At 62.1% G+C, this 24125-nt stretch carries 31 protein-coding genes and 1 tRNA gene; 4 read left to right on the top strand and 28 right to left on the bottom strand.

Annotated elements, in window-relative coordinates; genetic code table 11:
* Positions 1–2: 2 nt before the first annotated feature.
* The 25 genes from narH to rplN all read right to left on the bottom strand — a co-directional run bounded on the left by narH (position 3) and on the right by rplN (position 18407).
* A complete protein-coding gene (gene narH / locus ACI3EV_RS10520; RefSeq protein WP_337690053.1) occupies positions 3–1553 on the bottom strand; it encodes a nitrate reductase subunit beta in 1551 nt (516 codons plus the stop codon).
* A gap of 54 nt (positions 1554–1607) precedes the next feature.
* Entirely contained in the window at positions 1608–5303 is a 3696-nt protein-coding gene (locus ACI3EV_RS10525) for a nitrate reductase subunit alpha (protein WP_337690051.1), read from the bottom strand.
* 172 nt (positions 5304–5475) lie between these two features.
* Positions 5476–6864 carry a NarK family nitrate/nitrite MFS transporter gene (locus ACI3EV_RS10530; protein WP_337690049.1) on the bottom strand — a complete coding sequence of 463 codons (1389 nt, stop codon included), beginning with the start codon at positions 6862–6864 and terminating at the stop codon, positions 5476–5478.
* A gap of 55 nt (positions 6865–6919) precedes the next feature.
* A complete protein-coding gene (locus ACI3EV_RS10535) occupies positions 6920–8161 on the bottom strand; it encodes a nitrate/nitrite transporter (RefSeq protein WP_337690047.1) in 1242 nt (413 codons plus the stop codon).
* 253 nt (positions 8162–8414) lie between these two features.
* On the bottom strand, positions 8415–8735 hold the full coding sequence (locus ACI3EV_RS10540; RefSeq protein WP_329769460.1) for a DUF1840 domain-containing protein: 321 nt from the start codon (positions 8733–8735) through the stop codon (positions 8415–8417).
* A 97-nt stretch (positions 8736–8832) separates the two neighbouring features.
* On the bottom strand, positions 8833–9135 hold the full coding sequence (locus tag ACI3EV_RS10545; RefSeq protein WP_329769462.1) for a 4a-hydroxytetrahydrobiopterin dehydratase: 303 nt from the start codon (positions 9133–9135) through the stop codon (positions 8833–8835).
* Positions 9136–9334: 199 nt separating this feature from the next.
* Positions 9335–9411 (bottom strand) — tRNA-Met (locus ACI3EV_RS10550).
* A 23-nt stretch (positions 9412–9434) separates the two neighbouring features.
* Positions 9435–9836, bottom strand: coding sequence for a 50S ribosomal protein L17 (gene rplQ / locus ACI3EV_RS10555; protein WP_329769464.1), 402 nt, complete (start codon positions 9834–9836; stop codon positions 9435–9437).
* 116 nt (positions 9837–9952) lie between these two features.
* The gene (locus ACI3EV_RS10560) at positions 9953–10942 is read right to left on the bottom strand and encodes a DNA-directed RNA polymerase subunit alpha (protein ID WP_329769466.1); all 990 of its coding nucleotides are present in this window, start codon (positions 10940–10942) and stop codon (positions 9953–9955) included.
* 152 nt (positions 10943–11094) lie between these two features.
* Positions 11095–11718 carry a 30S ribosomal protein S4 gene (gene rpsD / locus ACI3EV_RS10565; protein WP_329769467.1) on the bottom strand — a complete coding sequence of 208 codons (624 nt, stop codon included), beginning with the start codon at positions 11716–11718 and terminating at the stop codon, positions 11095–11097.
* Between the two features lie 101 nt (positions 11719–11819).
* Positions 11820–12221 carry a 30S ribosomal protein S11 gene (rpsK, locus tag ACI3EV_RS10570; protein WP_018714615.1) on the bottom strand — a complete coding sequence of 134 codons (402 nt, stop codon included), beginning with the start codon at positions 12219–12221 and terminating at the stop codon, positions 11820–11822.
* A gap of 19 nt (positions 12222–12240) precedes the next feature.
* A complete protein-coding gene (gene rpsM / locus ACI3EV_RS10575; RefSeq protein ID WP_329769469.1) occupies positions 12241–12606 on the bottom strand; it encodes a 30S ribosomal protein S13 in 366 nt (121 codons plus the stop codon).
* Positions 12607–12628: 22 nt separating this feature from the next.
* Positions 12629–12742 carry a 50S ribosomal protein L36 gene (gene rpmJ / locus ACI3EV_RS10580; protein ID WP_076342701.1) on the bottom strand — a complete coding sequence of 38 codons (114 nt, stop codon included), beginning with the start codon at positions 12740–12742 and terminating at the stop codon, positions 12629–12631.
* Positions 12743–12764: 22 nt separating this feature from the next.
* Positions 12765–12983, bottom strand: coding sequence for a translation initiation factor IF-1 (infA, locus tag ACI3EV_RS10585; RefSeq protein WP_018714617.1), 219 nt, complete (start codon positions 12981–12983; stop codon positions 12765–12767).
* Between the two features lie 2 nt (positions 12984–12985).
* Positions 12986–14305 (bottom strand): preprotein translocase subunit SecY, encoded by a 1320-nt coding sequence (gene secY, locus ACI3EV_RS10590; RefSeq protein ID WP_329769473.1) that lies wholly within the window; start codon positions 14303–14305, stop codon positions 12986–12988.
* 27 nt (positions 14306–14332) lie between these two features.
* Complete coding sequence (gene rplO, locus ACI3EV_RS10595; RefSeq protein ID WP_329769474.1) at positions 14333–14764, bottom strand: 50S ribosomal protein L15; 432 nt, start codon at positions 14762–14764, stop codon at positions 14333–14335.
* A 9-nt stretch (positions 14765–14773) separates the two neighbouring features.
* Positions 14774–14956 carry a 50S ribosomal protein L30 gene (gene rpmD, locus ACI3EV_RS10600; protein WP_329769475.1) on the bottom strand — a complete coding sequence of 61 codons (183 nt, stop codon included), beginning with the start codon at positions 14954–14956 and terminating at the stop codon, positions 14774–14776.
* 11 nt (positions 14957–14967) lie between these two features.
* A complete protein-coding gene (rpsE, locus tag ACI3EV_RS10605; protein WP_405197993.1) occupies positions 14968–15492 on the bottom strand; it encodes a 30S ribosomal protein S5 in 525 nt (174 codons plus the stop codon).
* A 12-nt stretch (positions 15493–15504) separates the two neighbouring features.
* The gene (gene rplR / locus ACI3EV_RS10610; protein ID WP_018714622.1) at positions 15505–15870 is read right to left on the bottom strand and encodes a 50S ribosomal protein L18; all 366 of its coding nucleotides are present in this window, start codon (positions 15868–15870) and stop codon (positions 15505–15507) included.
* An 11-nt stretch (positions 15871–15881) separates the two neighbouring features.
* Positions 15882–16415 (bottom strand): 50S ribosomal protein L6, encoded by a 534-nt coding sequence (rplF, locus tag ACI3EV_RS10615; RefSeq protein WP_329769479.1) that lies wholly within the window; start codon positions 16413–16415, stop codon positions 15882–15884.
* Positions 16416–16436: 21 nt separating this feature from the next.
* On the bottom strand, positions 16437–16832 hold the full coding sequence (gene rpsH / locus ACI3EV_RS10620; protein WP_329769480.1) for a 30S ribosomal protein S8: 396 nt from the start codon (positions 16830–16832) through the stop codon (positions 16437–16439).
* Positions 16833–16849: 17 nt separating this feature from the next.
* Complete coding sequence (gene rpsN / locus ACI3EV_RS10625; RefSeq protein ID WP_329769481.1) at positions 16850–17155, bottom strand: 30S ribosomal protein S14; 306 nt, start codon at positions 17153–17155, stop codon at positions 16850–16852.
* Positions 17156–17163: 8 nt separating this feature from the next.
* Positions 17164–17703 (bottom strand): 50S ribosomal protein L5, encoded by a 540-nt coding sequence (rplE, locus tag ACI3EV_RS10630; RefSeq protein WP_329769483.1) that lies wholly within the window; start codon positions 17701–17703, stop codon positions 17164–17166.
* Positions 17704–17705: 2 nt separating this feature from the next.
* Positions 17706–18026, bottom strand: a complete 321-nt coding sequence (rplX, locus tag ACI3EV_RS10635; RefSeq protein WP_329769484.1) for a 50S ribosomal protein L24 — start codon at positions 18024–18026, stop codon at positions 17706–17708.
* 12 nt (positions 18027–18038) lie between these two features.
* Positions 18039–18407 carry a 50S ribosomal protein L14 gene (gene rplN / locus ACI3EV_RS10640; RefSeq protein WP_018714628.1) on the bottom strand — a complete coding sequence of 123 codons (369 nt, stop codon included), beginning with the start codon at positions 18405–18407 and terminating at the stop codon, positions 18039–18041.
* Between the two features lie 259 nt (positions 18408–18666).
* Here rplN and ACI3EV_RS10645 point away from each other — a divergent pair, with 259 nt between their 5' ends.
* Positions 18667–19146, top strand: coding sequence for an isoprenylcysteine carboxylmethyltransferase family protein (locus tag ACI3EV_RS10645; RefSeq protein ID WP_329769487.1), 480 nt, complete (start codon positions 18667–18669; stop codon positions 19144–19146).
* A gap of 12 nt (positions 19147–19158) precedes the next feature.
* On the opposite strand, the gene ACI3EV_RS10650 is transcribed toward ACI3EV_RS10645, so the two are convergent.
* From ACI3EV_RS10650 to ACI3EV_RS10660, 3 genes are read right to left on the bottom strand one after another with little or no spacing between them, the layout of a single operon-like run.
* Entirely contained in the window at positions 19159–19845 is a 687-nt protein-coding gene (locus ACI3EV_RS10650) for a BON domain-containing protein (protein WP_337690032.1), read from the bottom strand.
* Complete coding sequence (locus tag ACI3EV_RS10655) at positions 19842–20501, bottom strand: SIS domain-containing protein (RefSeq protein ID WP_337690030.1); 660 nt, start codon at positions 20499–20501, stop codon at positions 19842–19844. The genes ACI3EV_RS10650 and ACI3EV_RS10655 overlap by 4 nt, the downstream gene beginning before the upstream one ends.
* 48 nt (positions 20502–20549) lie before the next feature.
* A complete protein-coding gene (locus ACI3EV_RS10660) occupies positions 20550–20939 on the bottom strand; it encodes a YraN family protein (RefSeq protein WP_337690028.1) in 390 nt (129 codons plus the stop codon).
* A 24-nt stretch (positions 20940–20963) separates the two neighbouring features.
* Here ACI3EV_RS10660 and rsmI point away from each other — a divergent pair, with 24 nt between their 5' ends.
* Genes rsmI through radA form a run of 3 tightly spaced genes read left to right on the top strand, consistent with a single transcriptional unit; the run spans position 20964 to position 23959 of the window.
* Complete coding sequence (gene rsmI, locus ACI3EV_RS10665) at positions 20964–21911, top strand: 16S rRNA (cytidine(1402)-2'-O)-methyltransferase (protein ID WP_337690552.1); 948 nt, start codon at positions 20964–20966, stop codon at positions 21909–21911.
* Positions 21912–21918: 7 nt separating this feature from the next.
* The gene (locus tag ACI3EV_RS10670; RefSeq protein ID WP_337690026.1) at positions 21919–22527 is read left to right on the top strand and encodes a hypothetical protein; all 609 of its coding nucleotides are present in this window, start codon (positions 21919–21921) and stop codon (positions 22525–22527) included.
* Positions 22528–22564: 37 nt separating this feature from the next.
* The gene (radA, locus tag ACI3EV_RS10675) at positions 22565–23959 is read left to right on the top strand and encodes a DNA repair protein RadA (protein ID WP_337690024.1); all 1395 of its coding nucleotides are present in this window, start codon (positions 22565–22567) and stop codon (positions 23957–23959) included.
* The last annotated feature ends 166 nt before the right edge of the window (positions 23960–24125 follow it).

The raw sequence follows: 24125 nt of genomic DNA on the forward strand, positions 1-24125 counted from the left end.
CCTTACTTCTCGCGATTGGACTGCAGCTCGCGACGCATGTCGTGGAACACGATGGGCGTTGCCTTCTTGCGGCCAAACAGGCTTTCGTTGCTGGTGCCAGTCGAGCAGCCATTGCCAAAGGTGAAACCGCAGGCAGACTTCTCGTCGAAGGTGTTCTCCACCAGCTCCTTGTGGGTGGTGGGGATCACGAAGCGGTCTTCGTAGTTGGCGATGGCCATGATCTGGTACATCTCCTCGACCTGCTCCGGCGTCAGGTGCGTGCCGTTCAGCGTGCTCGGGTCGGTGACCTTCTCCACGCTCTTCTTGCGCATGTAGCGGCGCATGGCGACCATGGTCTCGAGCGCCTTCACCACCGGTTCTTCCTTCCCGGCCGTCAGCAGGTTGGCCAGGTACTGGATCGGGATACGCAGATCCTTGACATCCGGAATAATGCCGTTTTCGCCGATCAGGCCATTTTCCATGGCGGACTGGATCGGGGACAGCGGCGGGATGTACCAGACCATCGGCATGGTGCGGTATTCCGGGTGCAGCGGGAAGGCCACCTTCCATTCCATCGCCATCTTGTAGACCGGCGACTTCTTGGCGGCGTCCAGCCAGGCTTCCGGGATACCCTGCTTGCGGGCTTCCTCGATCACGGCCGGGTTGTTCGGGTCCAGGAACACGCCCAGCTGTGCCTCGTACAGGCTTTGCGGATCCTCCACGCTGGCGGCTTCCTCGATCTTGTCGGCGTCATACAGCAGCACGCCCAGATAGCGGATACGGCCCACGCAGGTCTCGGAGCAGATGGTCGGCTGACCGGCTTCGATACGCGGATAGCAGAAGATGCACTTCTCGGCCTTGCCGCTGGTCCAGTTGTAGTAGATCTTCTTGTACGGGCAGCCGCTGATGCACATGCGCCAGCCGCGGCACTTGTCCTGGTCGATCAGCACGATGCCGTCATCTTCCCGCTTGTAGATCGAGCCGGACGGGCAGGATGCCACGCAGGTCGGGTTCAGGCAGTGCTCGCACAGGCGCGGCAGGTACATCATGAAGGTGTTCTCGAAAGCCGAGTACATCTCCTTCTGGATGCCTTCGAACAGGGCGTCCTTGGCACGCTTCTCGAATTCGCCGCCCAGGTCATCTTCCCAGTTCGGGCCCCATTCGATCTTGTCCATCTTCTTGCCGGTCAGCACCGATACCGGACGTGCGGTCGGCGGTGTCGGCATCTCGGGCGCATTCTGCAGGTGCTCGTAGTCGTAGGTGAACGGCTCGTAGTACTCGTCGATCTGCGGCAGGTTAGGGTTGGCAAAAATGTTGGACAGGATCTTCAGCTGGCCGCCCTGCTTGGGACGCAGCTTGCCGGAACCATCCAGCTCCCAGCCGCCCTTCCATTGCTCCTGGTCTTCCCAGTTCTTGGGATAGCCGATGCCGGGCTTGGTTTCCACGTTGTTGAACCAGGCGTACTCCACGCCGTCGCGGCTGGTCCAGACGTTCTTGCAGGTCACCGAGCAGGTGTGGCAACCAATGCACTTGTCCAGGTTGAGCACCATGCCGATTTGGGCTCTGATTTTCATTGTGTATCTCCTGAGATCTTGGTGAGCGGGCGGCCACTGCCACCCGCGCTGGCCTTACTTGGACAAGGGCTGGTCCATCCAGTCCACGTTCTTCATCTTGCGCATCACGATGAACTCATCGCGGTTGCAGCCCACGGTGCCGTAGTAGTTGAAGCCATAGGCCAACTGGGCATAGCCACCGATCATGTGCGTCGGCTTGGTCACCGCACGCGTCACGGAGTTGTGGATACCGCCGCGCTTGCCGCTCATCTCGGCACCAGGCACGTTCACGATCTTCTCCTGGGCGTGGTACATCAGCGTCATGCCCTGCGGGATGCGCTGGCTCACCACCACGCGCGCCGTCAGCGTGCCGTTGACGTTGAACACTTCGACCCAGTCGTTATCGACGATGCCGGCTTCCTTCGCGTCCTTCTCGGAGATCCAGATGTGCGGGCCGCCACGCGACAGCGTCAGCATGCGCAGGTTCTCGGAGTAGGTGCTGTGGATGCCCCACTTCTGGTGCGGCGTCAGGAAGTTCAGCAGGATTTCCTTGTTGCCGTTGGGCTTGTGGTTGTGCACCGCTGCCGTGGTCTTCAGGTCAACCGGCGGCTTGTACACGCACAGGCCCTCGCCAAAGGCACGCATCCACTGGTGGTCCTGGTAGAACTGCTGGCGACCGGTGATGGTGCGCCACGGAATCAGCTCGTGCACGTTGGTGTAGCCGGCGTTGTAGCTCACTTCCTCGCTTTCCAGACCGGACCAGATCGGCGAAGAAATGATCTTGCGCGGCTGCGCCTGGATGTCACGGAAGGTGATGTGGTCATGTTCGCGCGGGATCGCCAGGTGCGTGTGGTCACGGCCGGTGATGGCACTCTGTGCCGCCCAGGCCTTCACGGCCACGTGGCCGTTGGTCTCGGGCGCCAGCGTCATGATCATCTCGGCCGCGTCGATCGCGGTGTCCAGACGCGGCTGGCCCTTGGCCACGCCATCCGGCACCACCTTGTTCATCTTGCGCAGCTGCTCGATCTCGGTACCGGTCTTCCAGGCCATGCCCTTGCCGCCGTTGCCGGCCTTTTCCATCAGCGGACCGATGGAGGTGAACTTGGCGTAGATCTGGCTGTAGTCGCGCTCGACCACGGTCATCGCCGGCATCGTCTTGCCCGGGATCGGCTCGCACTCGCCGTGTTTCCAGTCACGCGGATCGAAAGGCTGGCCCAGCTCCTGCGGGCTGTCGTGCATCAGCGGGGTCAGCACCAGGTCGTTCTGCACGCCCAGGTAGTCGCCGCCGACTTCGCTGATCGCCTTGGCAAAGCCCTTGTAGATTTCCCAGTCGGTCTTGCTCTGCCACAGCGGCTGCACGGCCTCGCTCAGCGGGTGAATGAACGGGTGCATGTCGGACGTGTTCAGGTCGTCCTTCTCGTACCAGGTCGCCGTGGGCAGCACGATATCGCCGTACAGGCAGGTCGTGGACATGCGGAAGTCCAGCACCACCAGCAGGTCCAGCTTGCCTTCGGCCGCCGGGCGCACGGTGATCTCGTTCGGCTTGATGCAGCTTTCTTCGTCGGACATCAGCGCGTTCTGCGTGCCCAGCAGGTACTTCAGGAAGTACTCGTGGCCCTTGCCGGAAGAACCCAGGATGTTGGAACGCCACACGAACAGGTTGCGCGGGAAGTTCTTCGGGTTGTCCGGGTCGTTGCAGCTCATGTCGATGGAGCCGTTCTTCAGGCCTTCCACCGTGTAGCTGACCGCGTCCTGGCCAGCCGCAGCGGCCTGGCGCGTGATGTCCAGCGGGTTGGTCGTCAGCTGCGGGGCAGACGGCAGCCAGCCCATGCGCTCGGCCTTGGCGTTGTAGTCGATCAGCGACATGTTGGCCATGCTGCCATCGGCAGTCGGGCACAGGATCTCGTTCACGCCCAGCTTCTCGTGGCGCCACTGGCTGGTGTGTGCATAGAAGAAGCTGGTGCCGTTCATCTGGCGTGCCGGACGGTTCCAGTCGGCACCAAAGGCCAGCGGCGCCCAGCCGCTTTGCGGACGCAGCTTTTCCTGGCCCACGTAGTGGCACCAGCCACCGCCGCTCTGGCCGATACAGCCGCACATCATCAGCATGTTGATGATGCCGCGGTAGGTCATGTCCATGTGGTACCAGTGGTTCAGGCCGGCACCGACGATGACCATGCTCTTGCCTTCGGTCTGGTCGGCGTTCTGCGCAAACTCGCGCGCCACCTGGATCACCATCTCGGGCTTGACGCCAGTGTGCTTCTGCTGCCAGGCCGGCGTGTAGGGCACGTCATCCATGTAGCTGGATGCCACGTTGCCGCCGCCCAGGCCACGGTCGATACCGTAGTTGGCCGCCATCAGGTCAAACACGGTAGCGACCAGCGCGCTGCTGCCATCGGCCAGCTGGATACGCTTCGCCGGCACGTTGCGCACGGCCAGTTCGTCGTGCTCGGCACCGAAATACGGGAAACCGACGCCGACGACTTCGTCGTGCTGGCCCAGCAGGGACAGTTGGGCGCGCACTTCGCGGCCGCTGCCGCCGTCACGGTGCTCCAGGTTCCACTTGCCGGTCTTGCCCTCGGGCTGGCCCCAGCGGAAACCGATGGAGCCATTCGGTGCCACGATCTCGCCGCTGATCTCGTCGATCTGCAGCGTCTTCCAGTCGGGGTTGTTGTCTTCGCCCAGGTTATCGGCCAGGTGGCTGGCACGCAGGAAGTACTCGGGCACATGACGGCCGGCCTCTTCCTTCAGGCGCACCAGCATCGGCATGTCGGTCAGGCGACGGATGTAGTCGGTGAAGTAGGCAGACGGCTTCTCGAGGTGGAATTCCTTGAAAATCACGTGGCCGATGGCCATCGCCAGTGCCGCGTCGGTACCCTGCTTGGGTGCCAGCCAGATGTCGCCGAACTTGGCCATTTCGCCAAAGTCGCTGGACACGGCCACGGTCTTGGTGCCCTTGTAGCGCACTTCGGTGTAGAAGTGAGCGTCAGGCGTACGCGTCATCGGCACGTTGGAACCCCACACCATCAGGTAGGTGGAGTTGTACCAGTCGGCCGATTCGGCCACGTCGGTCTGCTCGCCCCAGACCTGCGGGCTGGCCGGCGGCAGGTCGCAGTACCAGTCGTAGAAGGACAGCGGCACGCCACCAATCAGGCTCAGGTAGCGGCTGCCGGCAGCGTAGCTCACCATGGACATGGCCGGAATCGGCGAGAAGCCGATCACGCGGTCAGGACCAAAATTCTTGATGGTGTAGGCGTTGGCGGCAGCCACCATCTCGTTGGCTTCCTGCCAGGTCGCGCGCACGAAGCCACCCTGGCCACGGCGGGACTTGTATTCCTTGGCCCGCTCCGGATCCTGGCTGATGTATTCCCAGGCCGCGATCGGGTCCATGCTCTTGCGCGCCTCGCGCCACATCTGCGCGAGCTTGCCGCGCATCATCGGGTACTTCACGCGCTGTGCGGAGTACACATACCAGCTGTACGAGGCACCACGCGGGCAGCCACGCGGCTCATGGTTGGGCAGGTCGGGGCGGGTGCGCGGGTAGTCGGTCTGCTGGGTTTCCCAGGTGATCAGGCCGTTCTTCACGTACACCTTCCAGCTGCAGGAACCGGTGCAGTTCACGCCGTGCGTTGAGCGCACGATCTTGTCGTGCTGCCAGCGTTGGCGATATGCGTCTTCCCACTGGCGGTCTTCCTTGACTACCGCACCGTGGCCATTCGAGAAGGTGGATTTCACCTTGCTCATGAATTTCAATCGATCGAGAAAGTGGCTCATATCGCCTCCATGTGTCCTGGGTGGCAAGGAGACAATCCTTGCCTGGCCCGTTCTTCAAGTCTAAGAAAATTCCCTGTCTCACCCCATTCGCCAGTGGCTGCCAGTCGCACCACCGGAAGATGGAGTCAGCCCTACTCCTTTAGGCTTAGGGCTGTGGTCGATTACCGCGCGATCAGCACGGCGCCTCGGCACCCTTGCGGGCGTAATACCACCAGTTGATCAGCACGCAACTGATGTAAAAAATGATAAAGGCATACAGCGCGCCTTCCACACCGCCGGTCAGGTCCATGGACGTGCCATAGCTCTTGGGAATCAGGAAGCCACCGTAGGCGGCAATCGCGGCGGTAAAACCCAGTACCGCGGCCGATTCGCGGTTGGCGCTCAGCCTGGCGGCTTCAATGGCAGCCTCGCCCTTGCCTTCTGCGTTGCGCATGTGCAGGCTGCCGAAGATGGCCGGGATCTGCATGAAGGTAGAGCCATTGCCGATGCCGGTCAGCGCAAACAGCGCCAGGAAACAGGCAAAGAAACCCCAGAAGTTGCCACCCTTGCCGTTCTGCGGCAAGAAGGTCAGCACGCCGACCACGCCAATGATCATGCCGATGAACACCAGCTGGGTCACCCTGGCACCGCCAAGCTTGTCGGACAGGCGGCCACCAATGGGACGCGCCAGCGCGCCGACCAGCGGGCCGAGGAAAGCGTACTGCGTCGGATCCACACCATCAAACTGGCTCTTGATCAGCAGCGGGAAACCGGCCGCAAAGCCCAGGAAGGAACCGAAGGTACCCGTATACAGCCAGCACATCAACCAGTTGTGCTTGCGCTTGAAAATCATGGCCTGATCGGCAAAGGATGCCTTGGCCGAGGCGATGTCGTTCATGCCAAACCAGGCAGCCAGCGAGGACAGGATGATGAACGGCACCCAGACAAAACCGGCGTTCTGCAGCCAGACCTGCTTGGTCTGGTCACCCTTGGTCCAGGTCTGGGCTTCGCCGCCCAGCGCACCAAACAGCGCGAAGGTGATCACCACCGGCACCAGGAACTGCACCGCCGACACGCCCAGGTTGCCCAGGCCGGCGTTCATGCCCAGCGCACCGCCTTTTTCCGACTTGGGGAAGAAGAAGCTGATGTTGGCCATGCTGGAGCTGAAGTTGGCACCACCAAAGCCGCACAGCAGCGCCAGGATCAGCATGGTCGAGAAGCTGGTGTCCGGGTTCTGCACCGCCATGCCCAGGCCGATCGCCGGGATCAGCAGGCTGGCCGTGCTCAGCGTGGTCCAGAGGCGGCCACCGAAGATCGGCACCATGAAGGAATAGAAAATGCGCATGGTCGCGCCGGACAGCGCCGGTACCGCCGCCAGCCAGAACAGCTGGTTGGGCGTGTACTTGAAGCCGATGTTCGGCAGGTTCACCACACCCACGCTCCAAACCTGCCAGATGGCGAAGGCCAGCAGCAGGGCCGGAATCGAGATCCACAGATTGCGGCGTGCAATCTTGCGACCCTTCTGTTCCCAGAACGCCGGATCTTCCGGCTCCCAGTGGGTCAATACGCGAGAGGATGCCATGTGAGTTCTCCCGGGCCGCCAGAGCGGCCCTTGTGGTTGAGAAAGGGGTTCGGGATCAGGCCTTGACTGCCTGTGCTGCAGGACGCTTGGCCTTGAAGGAGAAGTGCATCCAGATCAGGCTGACGCACACCGTGCCGTACAGCAGCATGAAGGCACTGCTGCGGATGCCGGTCATGTCGAGCAGGATGCCGAACATGATGGGCAGCAGCCAGCCACCCAGGCCGCCGGCCAGGCCGACCACGCCGGAAACGGCACCGATGTTGGTCGGGAAGTCATCGGCCACGAACTTGAAAACCGAGGCCTTGCCCACCGCCATGGCGACACCGGCCACGAACAGCAGGATGGTGAACAGGGTGGCATTCAGGCCAATGTGGAAAGTCTGCGGCCCCTTGGCAGTCTGGATCACGAAGTCGGTCTGCGGATAGGACAGGATGAAGAACACCACCCAGATCACCCACATCACGCCCCAGGTCACCTTGTAGGCGCCGTACTTGTCGGACAGCCAGCCGCCCAGGGCGCGCAACACGCCGCCCGGCAGCGAGAAGCAGGCCGCCAGAAAGGCTGCGCTCTGCAGGCTGAAACCATACTCGCCCACGTAGTAGCGCACCATCCACAGCGCCAACGCCACATAGCCGCCAAACACCACCGAGTAGTACTGGCAGTAGCGCAGCACGGCCGGATCCTTCATCAGCGCCAGTTGCTGGCCCAGCGACACCTTGGAAGACACCAGGTGCTTGGGATCGTGGTAGGAGAAGAACCAGAACAGGATCGCAGTCACCAGCATGATGACGGCGTACACGGTGGGAACCATCTGCCAGCCGGCGGCCACGACGATAGACGGGGCAATCAGCTTGTTGATGGCAGAACCGGCGTTACCGGCACCGAACACGCCCATCGCCAGGCCCTGCTTGTCCTTGTTGAACCAGCGCGCCACATACGGCGTACCCACCGAGAAGGAGCCGCCGGCCAGACCGACAAACAGGCCGATCACCAGGAACTGCCAGAGCTCGGTGGCGAACTGCATCATGTAGATCGGGATCACACAGGCCAGCATCAGCACGAAAAGCACGATGCGGCCGCCGTAGCGGTCAGTCCAGATACCCAGCGGCACCCGGATCAGCGAACCCGACAGCACCGGCGTTGCCGCCAGCAGGCCGAATTCGGTTTCGTTCAGGCCCAGCTGCTCCTTGATCGGAATGCCGAGTACGGCAAACATCATCCAGATCATGAAGCACACCGTGAACGAGATGGTGCTCGAGGTGAGCACAGCGTACTGTTTGTAGGTTGGGGAAGCCATCGCAGATCCTTTTCGTTCTGTTACTGGTGTAACCATACGCCCTTGCCCGTCGTGCGGGTATTCCCCGCTGGAGGGGGTGTCTCCCCCATACGACGTAGTCGATGCAGCACACGCAACGCCAATAGGCTAGCGCAAACTCGTGACAGATCAGGCACATGCCCCAAGAGTTTGATCTAGATCAAAGTCTGGCTACAGACATAAAAAAAACCTGTCACCAGGACAGGTTTGTCTGCAATGTCAGGCAGTGGCGAGCTCAAACGCCCCAGACCACATCCTTGCCCTCTTCCAGGCTGATCTGCAGCAGCTGCAGGAAGGGCTGGGCCCGGGTGTGGAAGGGAATCGGATCGCTGTTGGCGTCTGCGTCATCTTCTTCGCGCTCTTCCGGCGGCTGGCTGGCCTTGGCCTGGGAGGCCTGGATAGCCAGCTTGAGCTTGTCGATGGCATCCTGCATCGCCTGGGCCTGGATCACGCCACGCTCTGCGGGTTCGCGACCGATGGCTTCCAGCACCTGGTTACCGTTGGCTTCCATCATGATGACATCGCCGGCAGCGGCGGATTTGAACTTGTACAGCATGGTCTCCTCCTTTCGACTTGGGGTTCAGACCATTCTAGGCCATGGCTGCCGCATCAGTGTGTAAGAAAAGCCCGGTAGCTTGCCCGGTCAGCGGATTTCAGGCCACCATCGCCAGATAGGCTCGGTCAATCGCCTGCGCCAGTGCCAGATCCTTGCTCGACAGTCCGCCAGCATCATGGGTGCGCAATGCAATCCGCACGCGGTTATAGGCATTCCACCAGTCCGGATGGTGGCCCTGCTGCTCGGCCAGCAATGCCACCCGCGTCATGAAGGAAAAGGCCTGGACGAAATCATCGAATAGCAGCTCACGGCAGATGGATCCGCCACGCGCCGGCTGGTACTGCCAGTGGGGCAGGCCCGGTGCCAGTGTCAGCCACTGTCCTGCGTCAATCAGCTGCATCTCGCCTCCTGTGCTTGTCCTGCCGGCATTTCACCACAGGACGCAGCCGAGTGCACTGGGGGATTGCCACAGATGCCTGGCCAGCAACACTGATCGCCCGACCAGGCCGATCATTCCCCAGCAACGCATGCAAAACGGCCGATGTCGGGAACACCACAAAAAAACCCGCATGTCTTTCAACATGCGGGTTTCTCAAAGCTGGTTGCGCGAGGAGGATTTGAACCTCCGACCTTTGGGTTATGAGCCCAACGAGCTACCAGACTGCTCCATCGCGCGGCAAGCTCTTAGTATAACACCATTTATTCGGCTTGTGCAGATTCTTGTGCTTCTTCTGCAACAGCTTCAGCACGATCCACCAGCTCGACATAGGCCATGGGAGCGTTGTCGCCCACGCGGAAGCCCATTTTCAGGATACGCGTGTAGCCACCCGGACGCTTGGCGAAGCGCGGACCCAGGTCGTTGAACAGCTTCATGACGCTGTCGCGGTCACGCAGGCGGTCAAATGCCAGACGCTTGTTGGCAACCGTGTCCACCTTGGCCAGCGTGATCATCGGCTCGATGACCTTGCGCAGTTCCTTGGCCTTGGGCAGCGTCGTCTTGATGGCCTCGTGCTCGATCAGCGAGTTCATCATGTTGCGCAGCATGGCCTGGCGGTGGGCCGAGGTACGGTTCAGTTTACGGAGTTTCTTTCCGTGACGCATGGTGCTTTCCTTTCAGTTATTAGCGGGCAGCCGTATCAGGTACTGCCCGGGCACACATTGGGCCGGAGCCCGGAACAGCCTGCGCCGCCTGGAAGCGGCACAGGCAAGGGATGAAATCAGCGCTTTTCCAGACCTGCGGGCGGCCAGTTTTCCAGCTTCATGCCCAGGGTCAGGCCACGGGAGGCCAGCACTTCCTTGATTTCGTTGAGGGACTTGCGGCCCAGGTTCGGCGTCTTCAGCAGCTCGTTTTCGGTGCGCTGGATCAGGTCGCCGATGTAGTAGATGTTCTCTGCCTTCAGGCAGTTGGCAGAACGCACGGTCAGCTCCAGCTCGTCCACCGGACGCAGCAGCACCGGGTCAAACTGGGCAGCACTGCGGGAAGCAGGCTGGTCGAACACGTCCAGTGCGCCGCCTTCCAGCTGGGCAAACACGGCCAGTTGTTCCACCAGGATCTTGGCAGAAGAACGGACGGCATCTTCAGCAGAAATGGCACCGTTGGTCTCGATCTCGATGACCAGCTTGTCCAAGTCGGTACGCTGTTCCACACGCGCGCTCTCGACGGCGTAGCTCACGCGCTTGACCGGCGAGAAGGATGCGTCCAGCACGATGCGGCCGATGAACTTGAAGGCATCATCGGGATGGTGGCGCATGTTGCCAGGCACGTAGCCACGGCCTTTCTCCACCTTGATCTGCATGTCGATCTTGCCGCCCTGGGACAGGTGACAGATCACGTGCTCGGGGTTGATGATCTCGACGTCGTGCGGGATCTGGATGTCGGCAGCGGTGACCGGACCTTCGCTGTCCTTGCGCAGGCTCAGCGTGACTTCGTCACGGTTGTGCAGCTTGAACACCACACCCTTCAGGTTCAGCAGGATCGCGACCACGTCTTCCTGCACGCCGTCCATGGAGGAGTACTCGTGCAACACGCCGGCAATCGTCACCTCGGTCGGGGCATAGCCCACCATGGACGACAGCAGCACGCGGCGCAGCGCGTTGCCGAGCGTATGGCCGTAGCCACGCTCGAACGGTTCGAGGGTGACCTCGGCGCGGTTGGCGCCCAGCTGCTCGACAGTGATGTTCTTGGGTTTCAGTAGATTGGTTTGCATTCTGACTTCCTCTCAATACCCCCGGCTCGTTACACCGGTAAGGCTGGCGAAGCCCCTGACACTTGATGCAAGGTGTGTCAGGAACCAGATCGGGTGCCAGGCGGCCACAGCCACCAGACAATGGAAATGCGGCCGAAGCCGCATGTTCCGGATTAGCGTGAATACAATTCCACAATCAGCGATTCGTTGACGTCGGCGGCGTACTCGTCGCGGTCCGGCGTCTTCTTGAACACTGCTTCAGCCTTGTCGGCGTTCACTTCCACCCATGCCGGGAAGCCAACCTGGCCTGCCAGTTGCAGGGCTTCGATCACGCGGGCCTGCTTGGCAGACTTTTCGCGCACGGAGATCACGTCACCCACCTTCACCATGTAGGAGGGGATGTTCACCGGCTGGCCGTTCACCAGGATGGCCTTGTGGGACACCAGCTGGCGGGCTTCTGCGCGGGTGGAACCGAAACCGGCGCGGAACACCACGTTGTCCAGACGGGACTCCAGCAGCGTCAGCAGGTTGGTACCGGTGTTGCCACGACGGCGCTCGGCTTCAGCGAAATAGCGACGGAACTGACGCTCCAGCACGCCATACATGCGCTTGACCTTCTGCTTTTCGCGCAGCTGCAGACCGTAGTCAGAGGTACGCTGGCCGGAGGTGCGGCCGTGCTGGCCGGGCTTGGCTTCGAATTTGCACTTGTCGCCAATGGAGCGACGGGCGCTCTTCAGGAACAGGTCGGTGCCTTCACGGCGTGCGAGTTTGGCCTTGGGGCCGAGGTAACGTGCCACAGTATTTTCCTTTGGTGTGTACTACTGCTTTCAAGAAAAAGCAGGAGCCGCCAACAACGATGAACGGTTGGCGGCAGTGGGCTTGGGTTGAAAAAACGCGATCAGATGCGACGACGCTTCTGGGGACGGCAGCCGTTGTGCGGCACCGGCGTCACGTCAGAGATAGACGTGATTTTAATACCAAGTGCAGCCAGTGCGCGAATCGAGGATTCGCGGCCCGGACCGGGACCCTTCACTTCGACTTCCAGGTTCTTGATGCCCTGTTCCTGAGCCGCGCGGCCAGCCACTTCGGAAGCGACCTGGGCTGCGAACGGCGTGGACTTGCGGGAGCCCTTGAAGCCTTGACCACCGGAAGACGCCCAGGACAGTGCGTTGCCCTGACGATCGGTGATGGTGATGATGGTGTTGTTGAAGGAAGCGTGCACGTGTGCGATGCCGTCAGCAATGTTCTTGCGGACCTTCTTGCGGACGCGGGATGCAGCGCTGTTGGAATTTTTAGCCATGGTGACTCTACGCTCTCAATTATTTCTTCAGGGACTGGGCTGCCTTGCGCGGGCCCTTGCGGGTGCGGGCGTTGGTGCGGGTACGCTGACCACGCATCGGCAGGCCACGACGATGACGGAAACCGCGATAGCAGCCAATGTCCATCAGACGCTTGATGTTCATCGTGGTTTCGCGGCGCAGGTCACCTTCCAGGGTGAACTTGGCCAGTTCGTCACGGATCTTTTCCAGATCGGCGTCGGTCAGTTCCTTGATCTTCTTGTCGAAGGCGATGCCGCAGGCTTCGCAGATCTGGCGAGCGCGAGTACGACCAATGCCGTAGATCGCCGTCAGACCGATTTCAGCGTGTTGGTGCGGCGGAATGTTAATACCAGCAATACGTGCCATGTGATTCCTCTGTTAACTCTGATCAGCCTTGACGCTGCTTGTGACGGGGGTCGGTGCAGATGATGCGCACCACGCCTTTGCGGCGGATAACTTTGCAATTACGGCAAATCTTTTTTACCGAAGCTGAGACTTTCATTCTTCTCTCCTCTAATGCTTTCTTACTTTGCGCGGAACACGATGCGCGCTTTGGATAAATCGTATGGCGTCAATTCGACGGTTACTTTGTCACCTGGCAGGATGCGGATGTAATGCATGCGCATCTTGCCGGAGATGTGGCCGAGGACTATATGTCCGTTTTCCAGCTTCACTTTGAAGGTGGCGTTGGGGAGGTTTTCAACCACCTCGCCCTGCATCTGGATCACATCGTCTTTGGCCATGGTCAACGTTCCCGGACCGATTTGAAATTCGCCTTCTTCAATAGCGCATCATATTGCTGCGTCATCAGGTAGTTCTGCACCTGGGCCATGAAGTCCATGGTGACGACCACAATGATCAGCAAGGATGTTCCACCGAAATAGAACGGCACGTTGTACTTCAGGATCAGGAATTCGGGCAACAGACACACGAAGGTGATGTAGATTGCTCCGACCAGCGTAAGGCGCAACAGCACCTTGTCCAGGTAGCGGGCCGTGTTCTCGCCCGGACGAATGCCCGGAATGAACGCGCCGCTCTTCTTCAGGTTGTCGCTGGTTTCACGGCTGTTGAAAACCAGTCCCGTATAGAAGAAGCAGAAGAATATGATCGCAGCAGCATAGAGCGCAATGTAGATCGGCTGACCCGGTACCAGAGCGGATGCGGCGTTGCGCAACCAGCGCATGCTTTCTCCGGCACTGAACCAGTTCACGATCGTGGCCGGCAGCAGAATGATGGACGAGGCGAAGATCGGGGGGATCACGCCAGCCATGTTCAGCTTCAGCGGCAGGTAGGACGACTGGCCACCATAGACCTTGTTGCCCACCTGGCGACGCGCATAGTTCACCAGGATCTTGCGCTGTCCACGTTCCACATATACCACGAAGTAGGTCACGGCAGCAACCACCGCCAGGATGATCAGCGCCACGATGATGCTCATCGCATTGGTGCGGACCAGTTCCAGCAGACCGGCAATCGCAGCCGGCAGACCGGCGGCAATACCAGCGAAGATGATGATCGAGATGCCGTTGCCCAGACCACGCTCGGTGATCTGCTCACCCAGCCACATCAGGAACAGCGTACCGGCGGTCAGGCTGACCACGGTGGTCAACCGGAACATCATGCCGGGATCGATCACCAGGCCAGGAGAGCTTTCCAGTGCAATCGCGATACCGAAGGACTGGAAGATCGCCAGGGCCAGTGTGCCGTAGCGGGTGTACTGCGTGATCTTGCGCTGACCTGCCTGCCCCTCTTTCTTGAGTTGCATGAAGGTCGGCACCACGTAGGTCATCAGCTGCATGATGATCGATGCCGAAATGTACGGCATGATCCCGATCGCAAACACGGTGAAACGCGAGAGGGCACCACCCGAGAACATGTTGAACAGGTTCAGGATGCCGCCCTGCTGCCCACTGAAGAGCTGCTGCAGCTGGTCGGGATTGATGCCCGGGACGGGGATATGCGCCCCGATACGGTAGACCACCAGAGCCAGCAGCAGGAAGCCCAGACGACGACGCAGGTCGCCGTACTTGGGAGCATTGGCCGTGTTAGACAGACTCGTCGCCACTTTGCGCCTTCTCTATGCTTTGCTTAATCAGGCCACGCTGCCGCCGGCCGCCTCAATGGCAGCCTTGGCACCGGCGGTAGCGCCGATACCGGTCAGCGTCACTGCGCGGGTCAGTTCACCACTCTTGATGACCTTCACCACCTTGATCAGCTGGCCAACCAGGCCGGCTTCTTTCAGAGCCAGCATGTCGACCTGATCCAGACCCAGTTGATCCAGCTCAGTCAGGTTGATCTCGGCGTTGTACTTCAGCAGATGGGACTTGAAGCCACGCTTGGGCAGACGGCGCTGCAGGGGCATCTGGCCGCCTTCAAAGCCGACCTTGTGGTAGCCGCCAGCACGGGATTTCTGACCCTTGTGACCACGACCAGCAGTCTTGCCGAAGCCGGAGCCAATGCCGCGGCCAACGCGGCGCTTGACCTGCTTGGAACCCTCTGCGGGTTTGAGGTTGTTGAGTTCCATTGTCAGTCCTTACAGAACTTTCACCAGATAGGCGATCTTGTTGATCATGCCGCGAACTGCGGGAGTATCCTCCAGCTCGCTGACGCTGTTGAGCTTGCGCAGGCCCAGGCCGCGCACGGTGTCGCGGTGGGACTGCTTGGTGCCGATCGGGCTGCGCACCAGCTGCACTTTGAGTGTTTGCTTGTCAGACATGTTTCTCTCCATCAGGCAGTGAAGATGTCTTCCACGCTCAGACCACGCTTGGCGGCCACTTCAGCCGGAGTCGTGGAATTGCGCAGGGCATCCAGGGTTGCACGAACCATGTTGTACGGGTTGGACGTGCCATGGCTCTTGGCCACGACGTCGGTCACACCCATCACTTCGAACACGGCACGCATCGGGCCGCCGGCAATGATACCGGTACCCTTGGGAGCCGGAGAAACCATCACGCGGGCTGCGCCGTGGTGACCCATCACGGTGTGGTGCACGGTGCCGTTCTTCAGGGACACTTTCACCAGGTTGCGACGAGCTTCTTCCATGGCCTTCTGCACGGCAGAAGGCACTTCCTTGGATTTGCCCTTGCCCATGCCGACGCCACCGTCGCCATCACCAACCACGGTCAGTGCAGCAAAGCTCAGGATTCGACCACCCTTGACCACCTTGGTCACGCGGTTGACCGAAATCATCTTCTCGCGCATGCCGTCGTCGCGTGCGTCGTCTTGCGGTTTGGATTGCATTTTTGTAGCCATTTTCGATCCCTCTTAGAACTGCAGGCCAGCTTCACGGGCTGCGTCGGCCAGAGCCTTGACGCGACCATGGTAGGCAAAGCCTGCGCGATCGAAGGCAACCTTCTCGACGCCTGCAGCTTTCGCCTTCTCAGCAATGCGCTTGCCGATCATGGCGGCAGCAGCGACGTTGCCACCCTTGCCGGCGGCGCCCAGTTCCTTGCGGATATCGGCTTCGGCAGTGGAGGCAGAAGCCAGCACCTTGGTGCCGCAACCGGAGATCACGGCAGCATACATGTGCAGGTTGGTGCGGTTCACCATCAGGCGCGGAACGCCCTGCGCTGCAATGCGGATACGGGTCTGGCGCGCACGGCGAATACGTTGTGCTTTCTTGTTCAACATGATGCCGTTCCTTATTTCTTCTTGGTCTCTTTGATGATTACGCGTTCGTCGGCGTAACGCACACCCTTGCCCTTGTAGGGCTCCGGCGGACGGGTAGCACGCACTTCAGCGGCGATCTGACCGACAACCTGGCGGTTGGCACCCTTGATCACGACTTCGGTAGGAGTCGGAGTGACGGCGGTAATGCCTTCAGGCATTTCCATGACCACGGGGTGGGAGTAACCGACGTTCAGGTTGAGCTTGTTGCCCTGGACGGAGGCCTTGTAGCCCACGCCGATCAGGGACAGCTTCTTCTCGAAGCCCTTGCTCACGCCATTCACCATGTTGTTCACCAGCTGACGCATGGTGCCGGACATGGCATTGGCTTCACGGGAGTCGTCTGCGGGAACGAAGGACAGCTTGCCGTCCTTGTTCTCGATCTTCACCAGGCGGTTGGCAGCGGTAGCCAGCTGGCCACCGGAACCCTTGACGCTGATCTGGTCTTCGCCGATCACGACGTCGACGCCCTGGGGGATTTCAACGGGCATTTTACCTACACGGGACATTCTGTATTCTCCTCGCTTCGATTACGCCACGTAGCACAGCACTTCGCCACCGACGCCGGCAGCACGTGCCTTGCGGTCGGTCATCACGCCCTTGGGCGTGGTGACGATGGCGACGCCCAGGCCGTTCATGACCTGGGGCAGGGTCTTGCTACCCTTGTACACGCGCAGGCCAGGACGGCTGACGCGCTCGATACGCTCGATCACCGGACGGCCGGCGTAGTACTTCAGGGCGATTTCCAGGACGGGCTTGCCGTCTTCGTTCTTGACTTCAAAACCGTCAATGTAGCCTTCATCTTGCAGCACTTGCGCGATGGCTGCCTTCACCTTGGAAGACGGCACGCGGACGCTGGCCTTGTTGACCATTTGTGCGTTACGGATGCGGGTCAACAGATCGGCAATGGGATCACTCATGCTCATTCTTGTTCTCCTGCCGATTACCAGCTGGCCTTGGTGACGCCGGGGATGCCACCGGCGAAGGCGATTTCACGGATCTTGGCGCGGCCAAGACCAAATTGACGGAACGTGCCACGGGGACGGCCGGTCAGTTCGCAACGGTTGCGCTGACGGGTCGGGTTGGCATTGCGGGGCAGCTTCTGCAGCGCCAGACGGGCGGCATCGCGCTCTTCGCCAGACTTGCTGACGTCGTTGGCGATTGCCTTCAGTTCGGCGTGCTTCTTGGCAAACTTGGCGACCAGCTTGGCGCGCTTCTGCTCACGTTGGATAAGTGCAACTTTAGCCATGTCTTACCTCAGTTCTTGAAGGGGAAGCGGAAGCCGGCGAGCAGTGCCTTGCACTCTTCGTCGGTCTTGGCCGTCGTGGTGATGCTGATGTTCAGACCACGCAGGGCATCCACCTTGTCGTATTCGATTTCCGGGAAGATGATCTGTTCCTTGACGCCGACGTTGTAGTTGCCGCGACCGTCGAAAGAACGGCCGGAGATACCACGGAAGTCACGCACGCGCGGCAGCGCGATGTTGATGAAGCGGTCCAGGAATTCGTACATCTGCACGCCACGCAGGGTGACCATGCAACCCAGAGGCTGGCCTTCGCGGATCTTGAAACCGGCGATGGCGCGCTTGGCCTTGGTCACGACGGGCTTCTGACCAGCAATCTTGGCCAGGTCAGCAACGGCGTTGTCCATGACCTTCTTGTCGGCAACCGCCTCACCCACACCCATGTTCAGGGTGATCTTGGTGATACGGGGCACCTGCATCGGGGACTTGTAGCCGAACTTTTCGATCAGTTCGGGGGCGACCTTGTCGCGGAATTGGTCTTGCAAACGTGCCATGTTTATGCCACCTTGATTTCTGCGCCACTGGACTTGAACACGCGCACCTTGGTGCCGTCTTCCAGGGTCTTGATGCCTACGCGATCACCCTTGCCGGTGTCCGCGTTGAAAATGGCCACGTTGGACTGGTGGATAGGCATGGCCTTTTCCACGATGCCGCCCTGCTCACCCTTCATGGGGTTCGGCTTGACATGCTTCTTGACCATGTTGATGCCATCGACCACGAGGTACGACTCATCCTTGCGCAGCGCCACGGTGCCGCGCTTGCCCTTGTCCTTGCCGGCGAGGACGATGACCTCATCGCCTTTGCGAATCTTGTTCATGCGTTCTACTCCTTACAGGACTTCGGGAGCCAGGGACACGATCTTCATGAAGCGATCGCCACGCAGTTCACGCGTGACGGGGCCGAAGATGCGGGTGCCGATGGGCTCCAGCTTGCTGTTCAGCAACACGGCGGCGTTGCCATCGAATTTGATCAGGGAGCCATCCGGACGACGGATACCCTTGGCGGTACGGACGACCACTGCGCTGTAGATCTCGCCTTTCTTGACGCGACCACGCGGAGCAGCTTCTTTCACGCTGACCTTGATAATGTCACCGACGCTTGCATAGCGGCGCTTGGAACCACCCAGCACCTTGATGCACAGCACGGACTTGGCGCCCGTGTTGTCGGCAACCTCTAGACGAGATTCTGTTTGGATCATTTTTAATTTCCCAACTTGTACCTGGTTGTGTCGCCCCATTGACGACACCCCAAAGCCAGTCTTGGGCCCGTCATTCACGCCGCGCTTGCGCACTGCGCTGCAGTTGGGCAGACAAACATCGCACCCGAAATGATGCGAAGCCTTGTATTGTTGCACAGCAGTCTCTCAGGGTCAAGCACTGTTGTGCGTTTTTTGCACAAGGGCAACATCGTGCCGCACTGCAGCGCAGGCCGGACGCGACAGTCGTACCATGTGCGACATGCAGATCCGCCAACACCCCCTGGAATTCCGTGTGCCGCCGCCGGTGGTCGATGCCGCTTGTGCGCTGCTGATGTGGCTGCTGGCCCGTGCCGTACCGCAGTGGCAATTGTCCTGGCCGGACAGCTGGCGCTGGGGCCTGCTGCTGCTCTGGCTGGCGGCAGGCGGTGGCGTGGCACTGGCCGGCCTGCTGGCCTTTCGGCGGGCACGGACTACGCCCAACCCGCTGCGGCCCCAGCAGGCCTCGGCGCTGGTGACGGGTGGCATCTACCGCTTCACGCGCAATCCGATGTACCTGGGTATGGCACTGGCGCTGCTGGGCTGGGCCTGCTGGCTGGCGCACCCGCTGGCCTTTGCCTGCATTCCGCTGGCGCTGGCTTATCTGCAGCGCTTCCAGATCCGGCCGGAGGAGCGCATTCTGGAGCAACGCTTTGGCGAGGAGTTCAGGCGCTATCGCCAGCGCGTGCGGCGCTGGCTGTAATCAGCCAGCCGTTCAGGGTGTGGTGCTGCCGGCGTTCTGCGGCTGCATGCCTGCCGGAGGCGTGCTGGTGACCGGCACGCCGCCACCGACCGGCTGCAATTGGTTCGGGCTGATGATCTCGAACACCTTGACCACCTTGAGCACGCCTCCGACGTTGCGCGCCACTTCAGCCGCACGGTCTGCCTCGTCCTGGGTGACGATACCCATCAGGAAGACGGTACCGAGTTCGGTAGTGACCTTGATCGCATTGGCATCGAGCGAGCGGGCGCTGACCAGCGCGGTCTTGACGCGGGTGGTGGTCATGCTGTCGACCGAACGCTGGCTCAGGGTGGCGGGCGGGTTGACGATGACTTCGTTGACGACGCGACGCACATTGGGCACGCCGGTGGCAACGCCGTTGATCAGCTCGCGGTCTACCTCGGCCTGCACCTGACCGGTGATCAGCATGACGCGGTTGTAGCTGGTGACGGAGACACGGCCACGCTGCTGCAGCGCGTCGTTGATGCGGGTGCTACCGCGCGTCTCGATGCCCTGGTCTTCCAGCTGGGCACCGGAAGTACGGCGATCCAGCGCCAGCACGGTGGCACCGGCGGCACCGCCAACAACCAACGGCACGCAGGCGGTCAGGGTGCTGCCAAGCACGGCAGCCAGAACGGAAACGCGCAGCCAGCGGCCAGCGGTATGGGTGGTCTTGTTCATGAGATTTCCTCTTCTCCGAGCAGGGTTCGGTCCAGGGCATCGCACACCACGTGGGTGGCGAGCAGGCATTGTTCCAGCAGACGCAGGCCGCGCGGCTGCGCGAGCAGAATGTCCACATCGAGTTCGGACAGCAGTGGCATGGCGCTGTTGCCGCCATGCAGCCAGAGCACCGGGATGTCACGCGACTGCGCCACCGCCACGGCCTGCTGGGCGAACGGCTGGGCTTCGTCGGCGCTGCAGAGCCAGAGCACGTCATCAGGATGGCCGAGCTGCTGCAATTGCTGCACGATGGCTTGCGCGATGCCCTGTTGCTGCTGTTCAAGCAAGTCGGGCGGCAAGGCCTGCGACGTGCCGGCGGGGTGCAGCAGCGGCCAGCCGGCATCATGGTGCAGTACCAGCGCAGGCAGTGGCGGACGTTCGCGCTCCAGCACGCCGCTCAGGCGCGAGCCGGTATAGGCCGGCCAGAACGCGGTATCGCCAGCACCGCACAGCAGGATGCGACCACCACGCGCCACGGTATCGGCGAGCAGCTGCGCCGCCAGATCGAGCTGGTAGCCATTTTCGCGCGCTGTCTGCATGCAGGCCTCGGCATGCTCGGCGAACTGGCGCAGCATGGCTTCCTGCCGGGGGTCGTGGGGGGAATCCTGGATGGGCATGGTCTGGATCATACTGCCTTCGCCCGCCCGGACATTGCAACCAGACGTTCAGGAGGCATCGAAAGCGGCCTGCAGCCATTGCCAGTGGCCGCCTTGCTCCGGCAGCGGGCCATCGCAGACCATGGCATCGAAACGGCATACCGGTTCACGGCGCAGCTGCATCAGGTAGTGACGCGCCGCCAGGATGATGCGGCGGCGCTTGCCGTGCGTGATGCTGGCCGCGGCACCGCCATGGACAGCGTTGGCGCGGTGGCGCACTTCGACAAACACCAGCGTGCCATCGGCTGACCGCATAATGAGGTCAATTTCACCCCCACCCCGTCCCGGCGTGCGGAAATTGCGCTGCAGCAGCACCAGCCCCTGCCGCTCCAGCCAGGCAATGGCGCTGTCTTCGGCCTGCTGACCGGTCTCGCGGGTGGTGTGTGCCGCTTTGCTCATCGAGGAAGATCCTTGTCCGAAACCCTGACCACCGATTTTGCACCAGCACTGGCCGCGGCGAACGCTGCCGCCGGACGCCAGTCCTATCCGCAGGCCACGCTGTATCTGGTGCCAACGCCGATCGGCAATCTGGCCGACATCACGCTGCGTGCGCTGCATGTGCTGCAGCTGGCCGATGTGGTGGGCTGCGAGGACACGCGCCACACGGCACGCTTGCTGCGCGCCTATGGCATCGATGCCAGTGCGCGCCGGCTGCTGGCGCTGCACCAGCACAACGAGGAAGCGGCGGCGCAGCAGGTGCTGGAGCGCCTGCAGCAGGGGCAGCGCGTGGCCTATGTGAGCGATGCCGGCACGCCGGGTATCAGCGATCCGGGTGCGCGGCTGGTGCAGGTGGTGACGGCGGCAGGTTACCGCGTGATGCCGCTGCCCGGCGCCAGCAGCGTGACCACGGCACTGAGTGCTTCCGGCGTGCTGGGCGGTGGCCAGGCGAACGGCGTGAACGGGCTGGCTGATGGCTGGATCTTTGCCGGCTTTCTGCCGGTCAAGGGGCAGGAACGCCAGCAGGCGCTGCAGGCGCTGGCGGCGGAATCGCGCGCCGTGGTGCTGCTGGAGGCGCCGCACCGGATCGAGGCCCTGGCGCAGGGCCTGGCACAGCTGGAAGAACGCCCGGTAACGCTGGCGCGCGAAATCAGCAAGCAGTTCGAGGCGATCACGACACTGCCAGCACAGCAACTGGCGGACTGGCTGACCGAGGCGCCGGAGCGCAGCAAGGGCGAGTTCGTGGTGGTGGTGCACGCGGCTGCAGCGCAGGCTGATACCGATGACAGCCTGGATGCCGACAGCGAGCGCGTGCTGCGCCTGCTGCTGGCGGAGCTGCCGACCAAGGGCGCGGTGAAGCTGGCGGCTGAGATTACCGGGGCAGCGCGTAACAGCCTGTATGAACGGGCGTTGGCGCTCAAGGCCGAACGCTGAACTTGGCATGCAGGCACCGCTGCCCACCGCCTTCCATGTCACCACGCCGCACGGCGCGATCGGCCTGTGGTGGCTGCAGCTGTCCGTCGCTGCGCGTGAGCAGCAGCGTGCGGAGGTGCGCCAGCAGGCGGCGCAGATCCTGAACCGGCAGTTTCCCGCCAGCAGCCTGGGGCAGATCCACTGGCCGCCCGGCGCACAGCATCCACCGGACCTGGCCTATGCCGCGCAAAGCTGGCACGCCCCGACCAGCTCGCCCGACCTGTGGTTGTCCTGGTCCTACCTGCCGCTGCCAGCCGGTGAGCCGGGTCAGGCGCTGCTGGCGATCGGCCCGTTGCCGTTGGGGGTTGATGTGACGGCCGCCGGCCTGCTCGACGAACAAGGCTGGGCTGAGGTGCTGCAGTTGTATGGTGGACCGGCCGGGGCCTCTGCCAGCGATACGCACGCCTGCGCCACGCGCTGGGCCGGCATCGAGGCTGCCGACAAGTGCCTGCGCACCGGTCTGCGGGAATGGTCGCAGAACATCGACTTGCAACGCAGCCGCTGCACGGTGCAGGCCTTGCCACTGCCTGCGCCTGATCTGGCGGCGGCGCTGGCCTGGCGGGCGCCGGAGGTGTGAGGCGAAAGCAGCTGGCTTCGCCCCCTACAATCCCCCCATGGCCTCCCCAAAATCCCAATTCATCTGCAACGCCTGTGGTGCTGCCAGCCCGCGCTGGCTCGGCAAGTGTCCGTCCTGTGGCGCCTGGAACAGCCTGGAAGAAGTGACGCTGAATCCGGCGCAAGGCGTGGTCGGCAAGAACCGGCTCAGCAGCCAGCCGCAGGCGCTGGGCGGTGCCTCGGAAGTAGCCACGCTGTCGGATATCCGGGCGCAGTCGGTGGCGCGCACGCCCTCGGGCATCGGCGAGCTGGACCGGGTGCTCGGCGGCGGCGTGGTGGAAGGCTGCGTGGTGCTGATTGGCGGCGATCCCGGCATCGGCAAGTCCACGCTGCTGCTGCAGGCGCTCGATGCGCTGCAGCTGCAGGGCCAGCAGACGCTGTACGTGACCGGCGAGGAAAGCGCGTCACAGGTTGCCTTGCGCGCACAACGCCTGGGTCTGGATGGTTCACAGGTGCGCGTGCTGGCCGAGATCCAGCTGGAGAAGATCCTGGGCACGCTGCAGACCGAGCAGCCGCAGGTGGCGGTGATCGATTCGATCCAGACCATGTACAGCGATGCGCTCAGCAGCGCGCCCGGCAGCGTGGCGCAGGTGCGCGAATGCGCGGCGCACCTGACGCGCTTTGCCAAGGCCAATGGCACCTCGGTGATCCTCGTCGGCCACGTGACCAAGGACGGCCAGCTCGCCGGTCCGCGCGTGCTCGAACACATTGTCGACACCGTGCTGTACTTCGAGGGCGATACGCACAGCGCCTACCGCCTGATCCGCGCCATCAAGAACCGCTTTGGCGCCGTCAACGAGATCGGCGTGTTCGGCATGACCGACAAGGGCCTGAAAGGCGTCAGCAACCCGAGCGCAATCTTCCTGAGCACGCATGGCGACCCGGTGCCGGGCAGCTGCGTGCTGGTGACGCTGGAAGGCAGCCGGCCGCTGCTGGTAGAGGTACAGGCGCTGGTCGATGGCAGCGGGCCGAGCCCGCGCCGGCTCAGCGTCGGCCTGGAACGGGATCGGCTGGCGATGCTGCTGGCGGTGCTGCACCGCCATGGCGGCGTGGCGACCGGCGACCAGGACGTGTTCGTCAATGCCGTGGGTGGCGTGCGCATCAGCGAACCGGCAGCCGACCTGGCGGTGCTGATGGCCATCACCAGCAGCCTGCGCGGCAAGCCCCTGCCCAAAGGATTCCTGGCCTTTGGCGAGGTCGGCCTGGCGGGGGAAATCCGCCCGGCACCACGCGGCCAGGAGCGCCTGAAAGAGGCCGCCAAGCTCGGTTTCAGCGTCGCCATCGTGCCCAAGGCGAACGCCCCGAAAAAGCCCGGCAAGGAACTGGAAGGCCTGACGATTTACCCGGTGGAACGTGTCGAGCAGGCCATGGAACTGGTGCGCACCCTAGACTAATGCAACATCCTGCTGTCATTTGCCGCCAATTGACGCAATTTGACGGCATCTTGTGACATGTTAGAATAAGCCGCTTTGATCGGCCGGCACCCTGCCGGTCGCCGCCTGCCGCCGGAGCTGCCTGTCAGCCCCTTGTGGTGCCAGGCATCCAGGGAATCACTGCGCA

This window comes from Allobrachymonas wangyanguii, from assembly GCF_045055315.1.
Lineage (GTDB): Bacteria > Pseudomonadota > Gammaproteobacteria > Burkholderiales > Burkholderiaceae_C > Brachymonas > Brachymonas wangyanguii.